This window comes from Pedobacter miscanthi (assembly GCF_032678605.1).
GTDB lineage: Bacteria > Bacteroidota > Bacteroidia > Sphingobacteriales > Sphingobacteriaceae > Pedobacter > Pedobacter miscanthi_A.
Genome location: NZ_JAVTSU010000004.1, coordinates 22,827 through 40,418 on the forward strand (window position 1 = coordinate 22,827; position 17,592 = coordinate 40,418).

The window sequence follows — 17,592 nt, forward strand, 5'->3', positions numbered from 1 at the left end:
GGAGAAAATATGGAATTAAAAAAATCCACGTACCTTGGTCCATATCTCCACAAACCATTGTTACGACGTAAACTCCTATTTTCACTTTGTGCAATTTTCTTACTAGGGATAAATTTTGTTCATGCGCAAAGTACAACCCGAAAAGATATTTCCTTCAATTCTGATTGGCTTACCATCGCTGATGAGCACAAAAGTGCTTTTGATGGTTTCCAGCAGCCTAATTATAAAACCATAAACTGGAAAAACGTAAATGTTCCGCATAACTGGGATCAGTACGAGGGTTACCAGCGTAAACTTCATGGTAACAAACATGGTTTTGCCTGGTATAGAAAAACCTTCAAAATCATCGAAATTAAGGCCTATAAAAGATTTTTCCTCTATTTTGAAGGTGTAGGATCTTATGCCACTGTTTGGCTTAACGGTAAAAATGTGGGCCATCACGCAGGTGGAAGAACTACTTTTACTTTAGATGTTACTTCAGCCATTAAAATCAACAATCAGGAAAATGTGTTGGCTGTCCGGGCCGATCATCCTGCCAATATTCAGGATTTACCCTGGGTTGACGGAGGCTGCTCAACCGAGCGTGGTTTTTCTGAAGGTTCGCAACCCATGGGCATTTTTCGTCCGGTACATTTAATTGTGACCAATGATATCCGCATTGAACCCTTTGGTATCCACATCTGGAATGATAATAAAATTTCAGAGAAAGTTGCAATTTTGAATTTAAGTAGCACCATAAAAAACTATGGATTAAAGGTTAAAAACGTAACGCTTATTAACCGCTTGCTGGATGCAGGCGGAAAACAGGTGAAAGAACTCAAAAAAACAGTTTCAGTTCCCGCTGGAAAAGAAATCCAGATTGGCCAACAGACGGATAAAATCATCAATCCAAAACTCTGGTCTTTAAAAAATCCATACCTCTATACGTTACAAACCACAATTGTAGAGAACGGAAAAGTAGCAGATGAAATCAAAACACCTTACGGCATCCGTTGGATCAGCTGGCCATCCGATAGTGATCAAATTGGTAATCAAACTAGTCAAAAACAGTTTTTATTAAATGGAAAACCCGTTTTTATTAATGGGATTGCAGAATACGAGCATTTAATCGGTCAGAGTCATGCTTTTAGTAACGAACAGATCAGATCAAGAGTGATGCAGGTAAAAGCTGCAGGGTTTAATGCGTTCCGCGATGCACACCAACCGCATAATTTACTATATGGTGATTACTGGGATAAGGAAGGAATTTTGTGCTGGACACAAATGGCCGCCCATATTTGGTACGACAACCCCGAATTCAGAAAGAACTTTAAAACACTTTTAACTGATTGGGTAAAAGAACGCAGAAATAGTCCGGCAGTGGTATTGTGGGGTTTGGAGAACGAAAGTACTTTGCCCGAAGATTTCGCAAAAGAATGTACCGAACTGATCCGTAAACTGGATCCGACAGCATCCTCACAAAGAAAAGTAACCACCTGTAATGGGGGTAAAGGAACCGATTGGGATGTGCCCCAAAACTGGACCGGCACTTATGGAGGTAATCCTTTAACTTATGGTGAAGACCTGAAAAAACAGGTTTTAGTAGGCGAGTATGGTGCCTGGAGAACCATCGACCTGCACAATACTGATGAGAACGGTAAAGGTTATACTGAAAATAAAATGACCGATTTAATGGAAACAAAGGTACGCCTGGCCGAATCGGTGAAAGATCAATCCGCCGGACATTTTTTCTGGTTATACAGTTCCCACGATAACCCGGGAAGGGTACAGGGAGGAGAGGGTTTAAGAGATCTTGACCGGATTGGACCTGTAAATTATAAAGGTATGTTTACCCCCTGGGAAGAACCTACCGATGTTTTTTACATGTTCAGGGCAAATTACTCCCCAAAAGCCACTGAACCGATGGTATATATTGTATCGCATACCTGGCCAAACCGCTGGACCAAACCTGGAATAAAAGATAGTGTTGTGGTATATTCGAATTGTGATGAGGTTGAACTTTTTAATGATATCAACGGGCAATCTTTAGGTAAACAAAAACGAGGTGCAATTGGCACTCATTTCAAGTGGAATAAGCCCGAAATTAAATACAATGTACTTTATGCTGTAGGTTATATTAACGGGAAAGCAGTTGCCAAAGATCAAATGGTGATGCAGAATTTACCACAAAGTCCAAATTTTACTACTTTAATTACTGATAAAAAATTAATTACCTCAACACCAAACTACCATTATGTGTACCGCATAAACTGTGGCGGGGGTGATTGTACCGATGTAAATGGAAATAAATGGTCAGCCGACCGGAATTTATCTTCATCTGAAAATTTTGGCTCTACCTCATGGACAGGAGATTTTCCTGGTGTACCTAATTTTTTTGCCAGTCAGCGCCGCACTTTTCAGCCCATTGGAGGCACTGCAGATTGGAAACTTTTTCAAACCTTTAGGTATGGAAGGGATCAGCTCAAATATCATTTTCCTTTGCCAGATGGAGAATACCTTGTCGAACTTTATTTTGTAGAACCCTGGCTGGGAATAGGTGGTGGTTTTGATGCCAAAGCCATGCGTTTATTTGATGTGGCATTTAATGGTAAAACCGTAATAAAAGATTTAGATATCTGGAGTGAAGGCGGAAGCAACGCTTTATTAAAAAAAACAATCAAAACAACCATTAGAGGCGGTTTTTTAAACATCAATTTTCCAGAAATAAAAGTTGGTCAGGCCGTTATTTCAGCCATCGCTATTGCAAGTTTAAAGCAAAATATCCAAGCTGCAGCAGCAAGCAAATCACTTTTAACAAAGATAAAAAATGCAGAACTGAACAGCTGGCTGGATATTGGGGATGAACAGTTTAAAGGCGAAAATGCAACTTTCACCAACCTGCCGTCCAATTTATATGGCGGGGAGTGGTTAAAGGCATCGCGCGGCCAGGAAAGTATAGAATTCACCGCTACAGATACGGTTGATACTTTTATCGCGTTGAATAATAACAGCAGTATCCCTCTGGATTTTGAGGATACTAAAACCGCATTCAGTAACAGTAAGGATGAAAAGTTTAATCTCTATCGGAAAAGGCTTAACCCTAATAAAAGAATCATTTTCGACAGCAGAACGGCTACCGTTTTTGTATTGCCCATTACTCATTTGCAACCCGCTTATGATTTAAAAACAACCAAAACGTACAAAGCGATTGATGGCATTTTAACAGGTGTGGTAAAAACAAATCTGATGGATAAAGAAAGGGTTGTTTTTAAGGCGGCTGATCAAGGGAATTTAACCTGGAACATTTCAGTTGGCGTTGCCGATACCTATTCGTTAACCATTAAATACCATAACCCAACAAATCAATCGTTAAAAGCTAAACTGGCGTTCTTATCTGCCGATGGAACTTTAATGAAGACTGAAATAGTCGAATTCGCACCCACAAAAGAAGGAAAATGGAATTACCTGAGCACCAATACGGGCAGCATGATTAATGCTGGAAGCTATAAAGTCTCCTTAATAGCTTCTGAAACGAAAGGATTGGCGATAGATGCTTTAGATGTACAATAAGATAAGATGGTACAATATGTAGCCAAAATCTTATATGAATAGAGATACTTAGTGATGCATATTTGTTTTAACCAAATTAATAAACGAGCCCACAAATAATGAAAGGTCTACCTGTATTCGATCTTGCGATTATCTTCATTTATCTTGTTGGGATGATATTAGTTGGGGTTTATTTTTCGCGAAAGAATAAAAACTCCGAGCAATTTACAAAAGCTTCGGGCCTGATCCCCGGATGGGCGATAGGTTTGTCAATTTATGCGACATTTTTAAGCAGCAATACCTTTTTAGGCGTACCTGGCAAATCTTTTGGCGGTAATTGGAATGCATTTGTATTTAGTATTTCCATGCCGCTGGCAGCATGGGTGGCTTCAAAATATTTTGTGCCATTTTACCGTAGTACAGGTGAAATTTCAGCCTATACCCATTTAGAAAAACGTTTTGGTGCCTGGGCCAGGGTTTACGCAGTGGTTTGTTTCCTGCTTACACAATTGGCCAGGATGGGATCAATATTTTTCGGAATAGCTTTAAGTTTGCAAGCCCTTACGGGTTATTCCATGCAGGTAATTATGATTGTAATGGGTATTTGTATTATTTTCTATACCGTTTTAGGAGGGATTGAAGCGGTAATATGGACAGAAGTAGTACAGGCCATAGTAAAAACGCTTGGTGCACTGCTTATCCTGTATCTTATTATCACGAACATGCCGGGAGGCGTTTCGAAGATTGTAGAAATCGGAAAATCTGCCAATAAGTTTAGCCTGGGTAGTTTTAAGTTCGATTTTGTGGGATCATCATTCTGGGTAGTGTTACTTTATGGCTTTTTCATTAACCTGAACAACTTTGGGATGGACCAGAATTATATTCAGCGTTACCACACCGCATCATCAGGCAAGGCGGCTTCAAAATCGATCTGGCTGTGCGTTTGCTTATATATTCCAGCTTCGCTATTGTTTTTTATTATAGGATCTTGCCTGTATGCTTATTATGAAATTAACCCGGAACTGGTACAGTCAATTAAACACCAGGTAGCTATTGAACGCTTGCCTTTACATGCTTCTGCAGCAGCGGTATTAAAGGTGCAAAATGCGTTGCTGCCATCTGATTATGGCGATAAAATTATGCCGCACTTTATGGTGACGAAAATTCCTGCAGGTTTGGTTGGTTTGATTGTTTCAGCGATTCTATCTGCAGCAATGAGTACCATTAGTTCTGGAATGAATGCTTCGGCAACGGTATTTTCGGTGGATATTTATAAAAGATATTTCAAACCCGATATTACCGAAAAACAGCATTTATCGCTGTTACATTTAGCTACGGTAGGTTTTGGTTTACTGGGCATGATTTCCGGAATTGCCATGATTGGCGTGAAAAGCATTTTAGACGTCTGGTGGGAATTGTCAGGTATTTTTGCAGCCGGGATGCTCGGTTTGTTCCTCCTTGGCATCATCAGCAGGCAAAGTAAAAATCACGAAGCCGTCACCGCAACCATTATCGGTATCGCTGTAATTATATGGATGACATTTTCTTCGCTTCTTCCTCCGGAATATGAAGTTTTTAGAAATCCTTTACATAAAAACATGATTATTGTAATTGGTACCCTAACCATTTTTTTAACAGGGCTTTTCCTGACCAAAATTAAAAACAAAAGAACAAAAACAGCTCAATAAGATCATGCTGAGCTATTAATTTAAAAACATTTATTCTGAAAAATATAATGGAAAACTCACAAAAAGGGTTCATCCCGGTTATGCTCACGCCTTTTTTGAGCAATGGAAACATCGATTACCCTGCTTTAACCCAACTTACTGAAATTTACCTCCAGGCAGGAGCTTCTGGTTTATTTGCCAATTGCCTTTCCAGTGAAATGTTCGAACTGAGTGGTAAAGAAAGGATCCAGGCGATAAAACATGTGATCAAAGTAGTAAACGGTGCCGTACCTGTTGTAGCCACGGGGACATTTGGCGGTGAAATTGCGAACCAGGCAGACTTTGTAAAAGAGGTAAGTGATACAGGTGTTGAAGCTGTAATTGCCATTACCAGTTTGCTGGCAGGTGAAAATGAAGCTGACGAAATATTTAACGAACGTGTATTCGACCTGTTCCATCAAACGGATGATATTCCAATTGGCTTTTACGAATGTCCAGTGCCTTATAAAAGGGTGTTAAAGCCACAACAACTGGCTGATTTTGCATCCACTGGCAGGGTAATTTATCATAAAGACACCAGTTTGGACCTGGATCAAATTAAAGAGAAACTTAAACTGACCGATGGTTATGCTTTTGGCTTGTACGATGCCTACATGGTTCATGCGGTAGAATCGTTAAAAGCAGGTTCTGCTGGCTTATCTTGTATCCAGGGTAATTATTTTCCTGAACTGATTGTTTGGCTTTGCGACCATTATAATGATGAAATACTTAAAGATGAGGTACAGGTAGTACAACAGTTTTTAATCGACAATATGGAGGTAATGCACAACGTTTATCCTGTTGTATCGAAGTATTTTTTGCAAAAACGGGGTTTAAACATATCCACCTTTACCCGCAGAAATGTAGGTTCGTTTACGCCTAAAGTAGTTAAAGCGGTTGAAATGCTTTTTGATGATTATACTTCATTGCGTAATAATCTGAATATTAAGGTTTTTATATAAAATATTTTTTTTAAACCTCGCAGGTTTTTAAAACCTGCGACTTGAGTTTGGCTATTTACTATTCAAGAAAAAAAAGTGGCCGTAAATTTGTTTTTACAGCCATTTTTTTTGATTTTTATATCTAGTTACACAACTAGATATGGGATATCCAACCAAAGTACAGGTTATAAAAAGAAAGACAAGCGAGCAGTGGTATGTTAATTTCCCCTCAGCTGTCGCCCAGGCAATCGAGTTCAAGCAGGGCGAGGTTGTGGAGTGGATTATTGATGACAACCAGCGACTGATCCTTCAGAGAAGCGATGAGTCCGTTGAGGACCTTAAAAAAAAACTCCCCAAGAAACCCTGATCGGATGCTTCAGATCGATTTTCGAAGGCTGCCTGCCAGCCTTCAAGCAGTCCAGAACCTTTGATCGTGCAAGGTCATTGGCCTTGGGTGTGTTGGGATGCCTTGGCCGGTGTACCATTACCGGCATGCTCTCGGCCAATGGTAGCCAGTTCAAGGACTGGTCTGCGGCGTATCGATTGTTTAAGGATGATAGAATGAACCTTGATTGTATCTTTGGGGCTGTAAGAAGACGTATCCCGTATCCAGAAACTTAATTTTTCTTTTAACGACACGAATATTTATGTCCACATGGACGACACCCTGTTTCGTAAAAAAGCGGGGAAGTTATTCCCCGCTTTCTACACTATTGTTTTTTTGATAGCGCATTATTCGCTAAGAAAGTTGGAGTTTTATCAGCTATAAAATCTTTAAATTCATCTACATCTCCATCGAATTCATATCTGCAAACTAAGCTTCCAGACGTGCCGCAACTTGGTGTCGAACCATCAACTTCCTCCCAATTTGCAATATTACGCACATCAGTTGCAGAAGACGAACTGCTCATGTATTGATACTGCGGTAACGTTTTTTGAATGCTTTTAAAAGCATTAAGCGTAACCAGTGAGCCGAACCCAATTAGGGCTACAAGGCCAAACATTAATTTTCTATTTTTCATAGATCAGAACTGTTTTATTGCATTTGAAAAAACAGCTAAAAAAGTTGGTTAAGGTATTGTTGATTATATTTTTGATAAGCGTTGGCATCATGTTTAGTGCAATAGGTAATGTAGATTGTCAATTGTCCACCGATTTTGATTTTATCGTTGATCTCAAATAATGCTGTAAAGTTGTTCTCTAACCGGATGAGCTTACTGCTAAGTGCTTGATTTATTGGTTTTATTGGTTTGATTAATGTGATTGGTAAACGGTTGATTATAGCTATGTTCACTTGAGAACCTAAAAACCTGATCATCTTTAAATCCTGAATGTCTATACAGTTTAGCTGGCTATTGTTTAAAACAAAATTGTCTGTCACCCATTTTTTAAAGTTTGTAGAAACAAAATTTGCCTGAATTTTTAACAAGGAATCGGGTAACCGATAAAGTTGTTTCTGTAAGCTTTGGAAACCTTCGTTTGAAAAAGAATATTTTTTCATAATGATGATACAAAAAATGACAGTTAGCCTCTTTGGCTTATTTCAAAACAAACATAATATGGATTGCTATAAACAAAATTGTAAGATTTAGATTTTGTACCCCAACGATAGCATTTTTTGAGATGAATGATACATTAATGTATTTTTGGATAGTATTTTGATGTATGTTTATCAGATACTAAATTCAACTATTTTGCTTAGCAGCTTTTAGATCTGTTAAATTAAACGCTATGGTTTTAAATACTAATCGGATCATTTATCCAAAAATTTATTACCGGATACTTATTTACCTGTTTTCGGCCCATTTTATCGTATCATACGGCGAACCTGAAAATTTTATTGAGCTTTTAAAACTGTCGTATTATTATTTGGCGCTGGTTTGTAGTTTTATTATTGCTGCAATTATTGGAGAATACATATTAAAAGTAACCAGGCATCTGGATGCATCCTATTTAAGCTTGCCAAAATTTAATAAACGTATCTCGTATCAGGTTTTATGGGGTGTAATTGCCACAGTTTTAATTGCCTTATTACTGGCTGCATTATATTTTTGGCTTAGGGGTACAAATATTATTGCAGCAGGATATTTTCGTTATGATTTTACGATTGTGTTATGTTACATCTTATTACTTAATGCACTTTATCTCATTATAGCGCTTACGCAACAACGTATTTACCGATATAAAATAAATATCCCGAACAAAGAATATTCAAAAGAAAATGTTAAACAACACACTGATATTCTTGCGATTTACCCTGTTGAAGGCGGGTTTGTTGCCATGTTAAAAAATGGTGAATCCATCATCTGGACCAAAACAATTGAAGAAACTATACAGGAATTACCCGAAAGCGAATACTTTTTAATCAATAGGTCAGATATTGTACACCGAGAAATCATTGAAGGGTACCAGCCAGGTGCTTCGAGGAGGTTGCTATTGATTTTAAAAGTAACGCTTACTTCAAATAAGGAGTTTTATGTAAGTCAGCGTAAAGTAGTAGGGTTTAAACACTGGTATAAAGAAGGAATGAAAAATGTGAAAAAAGAAACGTGAGACAATTAAAATATTTTTTAAAAAATCTTATATTTATAAAGGTATTTGAGGCAGCGTAATACTCTGGTTAGCTTTAAAAAGCACAACAAAATTCTGGCCGGCCTTATATGATAAACTCCTTAATTGGGAATTTATTTATCTTTATATTTTAGCCTGGTATTTTGCATGTCTGATGATCTCACTTATTTTTATAAACCTTAGCGATTTCGATAATATATAATCATTTTTTTACTAAAATTAAGCTTATGTCAGAAAAAGTAGATAATAGAAATTTAGGGATAATTTCCAGTGCTTTATCTGGTACAACAGGCGGTGCGCTAATCGGTTCTTCATTTGGTATTATTGGTAATGTAATTGGTGTTATCATTGGAGGATTTGTTACAGATTATTCAGGGTATAAAGATGAAGCGGGTAGAGTGGTAATTGAGGGAAATAAAAAAACGAAAGTTTAATTTTATATTTAAACCTGATCTATAATCATTGTTATTTGTGATACCTCATCCAATGAATTTTAATAAACCTTTGCGATTTTGATAATATATAATCATTTTTATGGCTAAACATAAGTTTCTATGCCATTGAAAAAGGTGATTTGTATTAAAATAATATCAGGTTGTTAATATGGCTGAAGAGGAAACCTATTTTTCGGCAAATTACCCGGTTAAAATTTATGGATTAAGCGAACAATCGCTCACCATTGAGTTCGGAACGCTTATTAATAAAAATTTACTAGCCCTTGTTACTGGTTTTAACAAACTTTTACTTCAAAATCCTTTTCCGGGCTTTACCACTACCGTACCTGCCTACAGCACTTTAACTGTTATTTATAATCCGTTAATTGTTTCAGCATCCGATCTTGCAGGCGAAACCTGTTACGATAAAGTTTCTAATTACCTTAAAAACCTCGGACAGGTTAAAAAAGAACAATCTGTTGTTATGGCCGATAAAGTGGTAATTCCGGTTTGTTATGGGGGAGATTTTGGTCCCGATATTTTAACCGTTGCACAAAGCAACAAACTTACCGTAAACGAAGTAATCGAAATACATACCGCAGGTTTGTATACCGTGTTTATGATTGGTTTTGTACCTGGTTTTGCCTATATGGGTGGCATGGATGACAATTTAGCTACACCACGAAAAGCTATACCAGATGCTAAAATACCTGCAGGCGCAGTAGGTATTGCAGGTACACAAACGGGTATTTACCCCATGCAAACTCCTGGTGGCTGGCAGATTATCGGGCGTACCCCATTAAAAATGTTTGATATTAACCGTTTGCAACCCTCGTTGTTAAAAGGGGGCGATCAGGTTACTTTTAAGGCTATTGAAATAACAATATTTAATGAAATGATGCAGCATGAATATGAAAATCAGCATCATTAAACCTGGTTTATTAAGTACGGTTCAGGATTTGGGCCGGTATCAGTATTTATCGCAGGCTGTTCCGCTTTCAGGAGCAATGGACCAGCTGGCGCATCGTTTAGCCAATAAAGCGGTTGGTAATGACGATGATGTAGCTACGGTAGAATTTACCTATGCAGGGGCTTCATTCAAAACCGAAAGCGATGTTTTAATGGCTTACTCCGGCGATGGGGCATTTTTGGTTTATAACGATGAGTTAATGCCTGCTGAAAAGCCATTGTTTTTTCGGGCTGGCTCCATTATACAATTAATAACCAATCCAATTGGTGTACGTACATATCTGGCCATAGCTGGAGGTTGGAATGTACCCGACGTAATGGGAAGTAAAAGCACTTTCCTTACGGGTGGTTTTGGCGGCTTAGCAGGCAGGGTGTTACAAAAAGAAGATATTTTAACAAATAATAATGCGCTAAGTCAAATTTCTACCGGGATATTGGATCAATTGATTAAAAAAGGCTTGATTTACCCAAACTGGCGCATTTCACGGGAAAGTTTGCTGCCAGCATACAGGCAAACTGTTCGTGTTGTGCTGGCCAATGAGATTAGCTGGTTTGATGCAACTTCGATTATTTCGTTTTTAACCAAAAGTTATACCATTGATAGGAGGAGCAACCGCATGGGGTATCATCTATCTGGAAAGCCATTGGTTCGGAAAGTTAAAAAAGAATTGCTGAGTACGGCCGTAACGCCCGGGGTGATTCAGGTAACGGGGAGTGGAGATTTGGTAATATTGATGGCTGATTGCCAAACAACTGGTGGCTATCCGCGGATTGCCCATGTTGCCGCGGTTGATTTACCAGTTTGTGCCCAGTTAAAACCTGGCGATGAGATCCGTTTTTCCGAAATTTCAGGAGATGAAGCTGAAGAACTTTATCTTCAGCGTGAGCATGATTTGGCCTTGATTACCACGGCAATAAGCCTTAAATATATTTAAATGATGAAAACGATCGATCTTAATTGCGACATGGGCGAAGCATTTGGAAATTATACCATGCCCAATGATGATCTGCTGATGGATTATATCTCTTCGGCTAACATTGCATGCGGTTTTCATGCCGGCGATCCAGGTGTAATGCAACAAACCGTTGCCCTGGCTATTAAAAAGGGCGTAGCCATTGGTGCGCATCCGGGTTTACCCGATCTGCAGGGTTTTGGTCGGAGAGAAATGAAGATCACCGCAAATGAGGCCTATCAGCTTACTTTATATCAAATTGGCGCTTTAAGCGGTTTTGTAAAAGCTGCAGGAAGCAAATTAAAGCATGTTAAAGCACATGGTGCGCTTTATAATATGGCAGCAAAGGATACAGATTTGGCAAAAGCCATTGTACAGGCGGTATATGATTTTGATCCGGGTTTGATTTTGTATGGATTGGCTGGAAGTAAAATGATTGCCGAAGCACACGAAAAAGGCATTTTAACAGCTTCAGAGGTTTTTGCCGACCGCAGTTATCAGGATGATGGCACACTCACGCCTCGTTCTATGATTAATGCTATGATAAGTAAAGAAGAAGATGCCATTAACCAGGTGCTCAATTTTGCTTTAAAACAAGAGGTAACGAGTGTAAACGGAAACTGTATTGCAGTTACAGCCGAAACCATTTGCTTGCATGGCGATGGGGAACATGCGGTTGCATTTGCCAAACTCATTTCGGAAAGATTGAAAAAGGAAGGCATTTCTGTTAAAGCACCTGCACGATGAAACCAAAATACAATTGGAGTATACTTTTAGGAGCCGCTTTTTTAATGGCATCATCGGCTATTGGTCCGGGATTTTTAACGCAGACAGCAGTTTTTACCCAGCAATTGGGTGCGAGTTTCGCGTTTGTCATCCTGTTATCGATTATTCTGGATGCCATTGCACAGCTCAACATCTGGCGGATTATTGCCGTGGCCGATAAACCTGCGCAGGATATTGCCAATAAGGTATTTCCAGGTTTAGGTTATTTTATTTCCTTTCTGGTATTTCTGGGTGGTTTGGCTTTTAATATTGGGAACATTGCAGGCGCAGGTTTAGGATTAAATGTACTTTTTGGCATCAGTGTAGGGCAGGGTGCCGTAATCAGCGCCATTATGGCCATCGGCATTTTTATCTATAAAGAAGCAGGTAAAGCCATGGATGTTTTTGCCAAAACTATGGGGTTAATTAAAATTGTACTGGCTTTAATAATCGCCTATACCAGTTCGCCACCATTGGCAGAGGCTGCATTACGTGCCGTAAATCCAACACAATTTAGTTTTACGGCAGTTTTAACCATAGTTGGCGGCACAGTAGGTGGTTACATTACCTTTTCGGGCGCACACCGTTTATTGGATGCGCGGCAAACCGGAATCCAAAACCTTGGGGCCGTAAATAAAGGTGCCTTAAGCGCTATCGGTTTAGCTTCTATTATGCGTGTGTTGTTGTTTATCGCCGCTTTAGGGGTAGTAAGTAAAGGTTTAACTTTAGATCCGGCTAATCCGGCAGCATCGGTTTTTAAACTGGCCAGTGGCCAAATCGGTTATAAAATCTTCGGTGTAGTAATCTGGGCAGCAGGTATATCTTCTGTTGTAGGTTCTGCCTATACTTCAATTTCTTTTATCAAAAGTTTCCATCCAATGATTTTAAAATTTAACAGGGAAATCATTATTGCTTTTATATCCATTTCCTGTGTTATTTTTATCCTGATTGGTAAACCCGTTAAAATATTACTTACTGTTGGCGTCATTAACGGCTTTATCTTGCCTATTGCCTTAGGCATTATGCTTATTGCGGCCTATAGAACCAAAATTATTGCGAATTATAAACAACCACTCTGGTTAACGTTAACGGGGCTAGCTGTGGTAATCACCATGGTTTGGATGAGTTATGGTACCATTATACAAATGATTAACGGAGAATAAAAATGACCACAATGAGCAGAATCACAAAATATTTCTTTCTTTTATTTCTTTTAAGTTCAACCAGCTTCGCACAACAAGGTGGACAGGAAATTGCAGTTGAACCGGGCGTTTCGCTGGCGCTGGCAACCTTCAGGAGTGCCAATATCAGCAATATTCAATATCAGCTTCATTTTAATATTCCTGCTGAGCAATCGGCTTTGATTCAATCAACAGAACTTATTGATTTTAAGTTGGTTAAGTTGACTGATCTGCAAATAGACTTTAAGCAAAATGCAGATCATTTAAAAACGGTTTCTGTTAACGGAAAGATGGTTAATATCGATTTTAACAATGAGCATATCCTCATTAATCAGCAGCATTTAAAATTGGGTAATAACCATATCGAAATCGCTTTTATTGCAGGTAACGAATCGTTGAACAGGAATAAGGATTTTCTTTATGCACTTTTAGTTCCCGATCATGCGAGGACGGTATTTCCTTGCTTCGATCAGCCTGATTTAAAAGCTAATTTTTTACTTTCATTAACCGTTCCAAATCATTGGAAAATAATGGCTAATGCTATTTTAAAAGATTCGTTAATAAAGGGCGGTGTGGTTACTTATCACTTTAAAAACTCTGATAAATTACCCACTTATCTTTTTTCATTTACGGCAGGAGCATACACTTTTATCAAAAAGAAAATGAAAAATCGGGACATGGAATTTCTGCACCGTGAAACCGATTCTGCCAAAATTAAACTCAGTGTCGATTCTGTTTTTGTAGCGCATAGTGATGCGATTAATTTTTTAGAGAACTGGACGGCAATAAAATTTCCCTTTCAAAAAGTTGGTTTTGTCGCAATTCCTGATTTTCAGTTTGGCGGTATGGAACATCCGGGTGAGGTACAGTATAAAGCTTCCGCCTTGTTTCTGGATCAGGGTGCCACCAAAGATCAGTTTATTTCGCGTTCTAATCTTATTTCGCACGAAACAGCGCACATGTGGTTTGGCGACCTGGTAACCATGAAATGGTTTAATGATGTGTGGATGAAAGAGGTGTTTGCCAATTTTATGGCCGATAAAGTGACTGAAAAACTAATGGGAAAAAGCACTTTCGACCTTAAATTCCTCCAGGATCATTACCCGGCTGCTTATGGTGTAGACCGGACTTTAGGTGCTAATCCCATTCGTCAGCAATTGGATAACCTGCAGGAAGCTGGTTCGATGTATGGTAATATCATTTACCACAAAGCACCGGTGATGATGCGCCAGCTCGAACTCTTAATGGGGAAAGAGAATTTTCAGAAGGGGATAAGGGAATACCTTAAAAAATATGCCTATAGTAATGCTACCTGGAACGATTTGATTGCAATTTTAAGCAAATACACCAAAAGTGACCTGTACAGCTGGAATAAGGTTTGGGTAAACGAGCCGGGCAGACCGTTTTTTAATTATGAAATTAAATACGATGGTGATAAAATCAATGATTTAAGCTTTAATCAAACCAGTGAGGTTGGCTCGCAAAGGGTTTGGCCACAATCCTTTACAATAAAATTGGTTTATCTTACCAACAGCAAAATATTAACAGTTAATGCAATGGGGGCCAACACGGTCATAAATGAAGCAAAAGGTCTTCCGAAACCTCAATACATCTTATTTAATGCCAATGGTGCGGGTTATGGCCTTTTTCCAGTCGACAAAAATATGATTGCTGATGTTTACAATATTACAGATCCTTTAGAGCGTGCCTCAGCCTACATCAATACTTACGAAAATATGCTTTCGGGCAAAAGTTTTAAACCTTATGAGCTCCTGGTGATTTTGCTTAAAGGTATTACCGTAGAAAAAAATGAAATGAACCTGCGCTTGCTCACCGGTTATATGACCAACATTTACTGGACATTCCTTACGGCAGAAAAACGGGAATCTATTAATAGTTTAATGGAGAAAACCATTTGGAATGCAATAGAAGAGCAGCAACTGGCTAACAATAAGAAAATTCTGTTTAATGCTTATCAGAATGTTTACCAAAGTGCTGAAGCAGGCAAACGTTTGTACGATATCTGGTTAAAACAATCAGCTCCTGATGGGATTAAACTTCAAGAGGATGATTACAGCTCTTTAGCTTTAACTTTAGCGCTTAAAACCGATACGGTTAATACGATTTTAAAGGAGCAATCGGCGCGGACAAAAAATGAAGACCGCAAAAATCGCCTGGTTTATTTAATGCCAGCACTTTCTTTAAACGTAAAAGAACGGGATGATTTTTTCAATAGTTTGAAAGACCGCAAAAACCGGCAGAAAGAAGCCTGGGTAACAACTGCTTTAGCTTATCTGCATCATCCGATCAGGCAGGCTACGTCAATTAAATATCTTGGTGAGAGTTTAGATTTATTGGCAGAGATACAGAAAACAGGGGATATATTTTTTCCGCAATCGTGGTTAGCCGCTATATTTTCTAGTTATAATAGTGAAAAAGCTTACCGTGTTGTGCAGGATTTTATAAAATCACACCCTGATTACAACCCGAAATTAAAAGATAAGATTTTGCAAACCACTGATAACCTTCGTAGAGCACAGCAGATCAATCGTTAAATTAACTTTTGTATCTGAATTTGTTACATACAGGTTTGGGAAGAATTTTTACATTTGTTGCGAGAGCGTTAATTTAGATTGAAAGGGGTAAACATGTATTTGTTTGCCCTTTTCTTTTTTATGTCTATCCAGTTTTTTACGACTCAATTTGGAAGTTACCGTCATCTCGACTGAAACGTAGTGGAATGGAGAGATCTATCTAAACGGATTTCTCGATTGCGTTGCACTCCGCTCAAAATGACGGCATTGCGAAGATTCGGTCAAATAATAGTATTAGGAAAGACCACGCCTAATTAAAAGATTCTGTCTGGCTATTTAAATCATCTAATAAACTGGTTAAAACCATTTCTCTTTTATCTTCAATAGAAAGATCATCCTGGATATAAACGGTAAGATTTGTGTTGTCTGCTGTTTGAGTGTGCATGGAATAAAGGGATTATGTTTGTCAATTTAATGTCTATAATTATCTAACGTCGTTTTTTGAATATGGTTTGTAACTTTTTTATTTGAACTTTAATAATATAATCTGTCTGAGAATAAATCATGTTATGTCAAACATTGATCTGCTTATTCAGGTTATAATGACAACAAAACAAATCCTATCGATGAAACATTACGACGCCATTATTATCGGAGCGGGGCAGGCCGGTACTCCACTTGCCAAAAAACTTGCAGAAGCGGGAAAGAAAACAGCTGTTATAGAGAAAAGATTGGTCGGTGGTACTTGTATCAATGATGGTTGTACGCCTACAAAAGCCATGGTTGCTTCTGCGAGGGCGGTTTATCAGGCTAAAAAAGCGGCTGAACTTGGTGTGGAAATCGGAACGGTAAAAATTAATTTCAAAAAGATAAAACAGCGCAAAGATGATATTGTAAAACAGTTTCGGGAGTCTTCCGAAAAAGGGATCAACAATACTAAAGACCTTGAGCTCATCTTCGGAACGGCTAAATTTAGTGGCAAAAAAGAACTAATCATTGCACTTAACGATGGTGGCGAAGAAAAAATAACCGCTGATTTGATTTTTATTAATACCGGTGCAAATACTGCCATACCCGATATTGAAGGCTTAGATGAAATTGAGTATCTTACATCGACAACAATTTTAGATCTTGAAACTATTCCAGAGCATTTGGTGGTGATCGGCGGCAATTATATCGGACTGGAGTTCGGACAGATGTTTAATCGCTTTGGCAGTAAAGTAACCATTTTGGAGAAATCATCAAGCATATTGGCTAAAGAAGATCAGGACATTTCATCAGCCCTTAGCGAAATCTTAAGCGATGAAAAGATCAAACTCTTTACAGATGTGAAAATCAACAGCATTAAAAATGATAAAAAGCACATCCAGATTTCATTTGAATCTGGTAAAACAAAGAAAAACATTACTGCCAGTCATGTACTCATCGCGGTGGGGCGTACACCGCAAACGGCGGATTTAGGCCTCGAAAATTGTGGTGTCAAACTCGATGATAAAGGCCATGTCCTCGTAAATGAAAAGCTGGAGACGAATATCAAAGGAATTTATGCATTGGGTGATGTAAAAGGCGGCCCGGCATTTACCCATATTGCTTATAACGATTATACCATTGTATACCGTAACCTGGTTGAAGGCACAAATTATTCCATTCACGATCGGCCGGTACCATATTGCATGTTCACCGATCCGCAACTTGGAAGAATAGGGATTTCAGAAAAAGAAGCAAAAGAAAAAAAATTGAATTATAAAGTTGCTGTTTTACCTATGGCCTATGTTGCCCGTGGTATCGAAACCAATGAAACTTTGGGTTTGATGAAAGCGGTTGTAGATGCAGATACAAAGAAAATATTGGGGGCAGCTATTCTGGCTTCAGAAGGAGGAGAGATCATGTCTGTTTTGCAGATGGCAATGGAAGGCGATATTACTTATGATAGGATCAGGTATTGCGTTTTTGCACATCCTACCTATTCAGAATCGCTGAATAACCTGTTTATGAAAATCGATAATTAAA

Annotated in this window: 15 protein-coding genes; 12 read left to right on the plus strand and 3 right to left on the minus strand. The window is 38.5% G+C overall.

Translation table 11 applies throughout. From position 1 onward, the window contains the following. The first annotated feature begins 9 nt into the window (after window positions 1-9). The 4 genes from R2R28_RS07245 to R2R28_RS07260 all read left to right on the plus strand — a co-directional run bounded on the left by R2R28_RS07245 (window position 10) and on the right by R2R28_RS07260 (window position 6,542). Window positions 10-3,549: a malectin domain-containing carbohydrate-binding protein gene (locus R2R28_RS07245; RefSeq protein ID WP_316825024.1), complete on the plus strand. Its 3,540-nt coding sequence runs from the start codon at window positions 10-12 to the stop codon at window positions 3,547-3,549. Between the two features lie 98 nt (window positions 3,550-3,647). Further along, entirely contained in the window at window positions 3,648-5,216 is a 1,569-nt protein-coding gene (locus tag R2R28_RS07250; protein ID WP_316825025.1) for a sodium:solute symporter, read from the plus strand. Between the two features lie 47 nt (window positions 5,217-5,263). Then, a complete protein-coding gene (locus R2R28_RS07255) occupies window positions 5,264-6,196 on the plus strand; it encodes a dihydrodipicolinate synthase family protein (RefSeq protein ID WP_316825026.1) in 933 nt (310 codons plus the stop codon). A 139-nt stretch (window positions 6,197-6,335) separates the two neighbouring features. Beyond that, entirely contained in the window at window positions 6,336-6,542 is a 207-nt protein-coding gene (locus R2R28_RS07260) for a hypothetical protein (protein WP_066759258.1), read from the plus strand. 343 nt (window positions 6,543-6,885) lie between these two features. Here R2R28_RS07260 and R2R28_RS07265 read toward each other — a convergent pair whose 3' ends face one another. Together R2R28_RS07265 and R2R28_RS07270 are read right to left on the minus strand one after the other, a co-directional pair. Further along, on the minus strand, window positions 6,886-7,197 hold the full coding sequence (locus R2R28_RS07265) for a hypothetical protein (RefSeq protein ID WP_316825027.1): 312 nt from the start codon (window positions 7,195-7,197) through the stop codon (window positions 6,886-6,888). A 35-nt stretch (window positions 7,198-7,232) separates the two neighbouring features. Then, window positions 7,233-7,676 carry a hypothetical protein gene (locus R2R28_RS07270; protein ID WP_316825028.1) on the minus strand — a complete coding sequence of 148 codons (444 nt, stop codon included), beginning with the start codon at window positions 7,674-7,676 and terminating at the stop codon, window positions 7,233-7,235. Between the two features lie 230 nt (window positions 7,677-7,906). Here R2R28_RS07270 and R2R28_RS07275 point away from each other — a divergent pair, with 230 nt between their 5' ends. The 7 genes from R2R28_RS07275 (at window position 7,907) to R2R28_RS07305 (ending at window position 15,603) form a co-directional block, all read left to right on the plus strand. Beyond that, window positions 7,907-8,728, plus strand: coding sequence for a LytTR family transcriptional regulator DNA-binding domain-containing protein (locus R2R28_RS07275; RefSeq protein ID WP_316825029.1), 822 nt, complete (start codon window positions 7,907-7,909; stop codon window positions 8,726-8,728). A 245-nt stretch (window positions 8,729-8,973) separates the two neighbouring features. Next, window positions 8,974-9,180 carry a hypothetical protein gene (locus tag R2R28_RS07280; protein WP_316825030.1) on the plus strand — a complete coding sequence of 69 codons (207 nt, stop codon included), beginning with the start codon at window positions 8,974-8,976 and terminating at the stop codon, window positions 9,178-9,180. Between the two features lie 169 nt (window positions 9,181-9,349). Next, window positions 9,350-10,111 (plus strand): 5-oxoprolinase subunit PxpB, encoded by a 762-nt coding sequence (gene pxpB / locus R2R28_RS07285; RefSeq protein WP_316825031.1) that lies wholly within the window; start codon window positions 9,350-9,352, stop codon window positions 10,109-10,111. After that, on the plus strand, window positions 10,086-11,084 hold the full coding sequence (locus tag R2R28_RS07290) for a biotin-dependent carboxyltransferase family protein (protein ID WP_316825032.1): 999 nt from the start codon (window positions 10,086-10,088) through the stop codon (window positions 11,082-11,084). The genes pxpB and R2R28_RS07290 overlap by 26 nt, the downstream gene beginning before the upstream one ends. Then, a complete protein-coding gene (locus tag R2R28_RS07295; RefSeq protein ID WP_316825033.1) occupies window positions 11,085-11,849 on the plus strand; it encodes a 5-oxoprolinase subunit PxpA in 765 nt (254 codons plus the stop codon). It abuts the gene before it with no gap. Further along, window positions 11,846-13,030, plus strand: coding sequence for an NRAMP family divalent metal transporter (locus R2R28_RS07300; protein ID WP_316825034.1), 1,185 nt, complete (start codon window positions 11,846-11,848; stop codon window positions 13,028-13,030). Before R2R28_RS07295 ends, R2R28_RS07300 begins: the two co-directional genes overlap by 4 nt. An 11-nt stretch (window positions 13,031-13,041) precedes the next feature. Beyond that, window positions 13,042-15,603 (plus strand): M1 family aminopeptidase, encoded by a 2,562-nt coding sequence (locus tag R2R28_RS07305; RefSeq protein WP_316825035.1) that lies wholly within the window; start codon window positions 13,042-13,044, stop codon window positions 15,601-15,603. Between the two features lie 289 nt (window positions 15,604-15,892). On the opposite strand, the gene R2R28_RS07310 is transcribed toward R2R28_RS07305, so the two are convergent. Beyond that, window positions 15,893-16,027 carry a hypothetical protein gene (locus R2R28_RS07310; RefSeq protein WP_316825036.1) on the minus strand — a complete coding sequence of 45 codons (135 nt, stop codon included), beginning with the start codon at window positions 16,025-16,027 and terminating at the stop codon, window positions 15,893-15,895. Window positions 16,028-16,184: 157 nt separating this feature from the next. Here R2R28_RS07310 and R2R28_RS07315 point away from each other — a divergent pair, with 157 nt between their 5' ends. Continuing rightward, on the plus strand, window positions 16,185-17,591 hold the full coding sequence (locus R2R28_RS07315; RefSeq protein ID WP_316825037.1) for a mercuric reductase: 1,407 nt from the start codon (window positions 16,185-16,187) through the stop codon (window positions 17,589-17,591). Window position 17,592 lies beyond the last annotated feature (1 nt).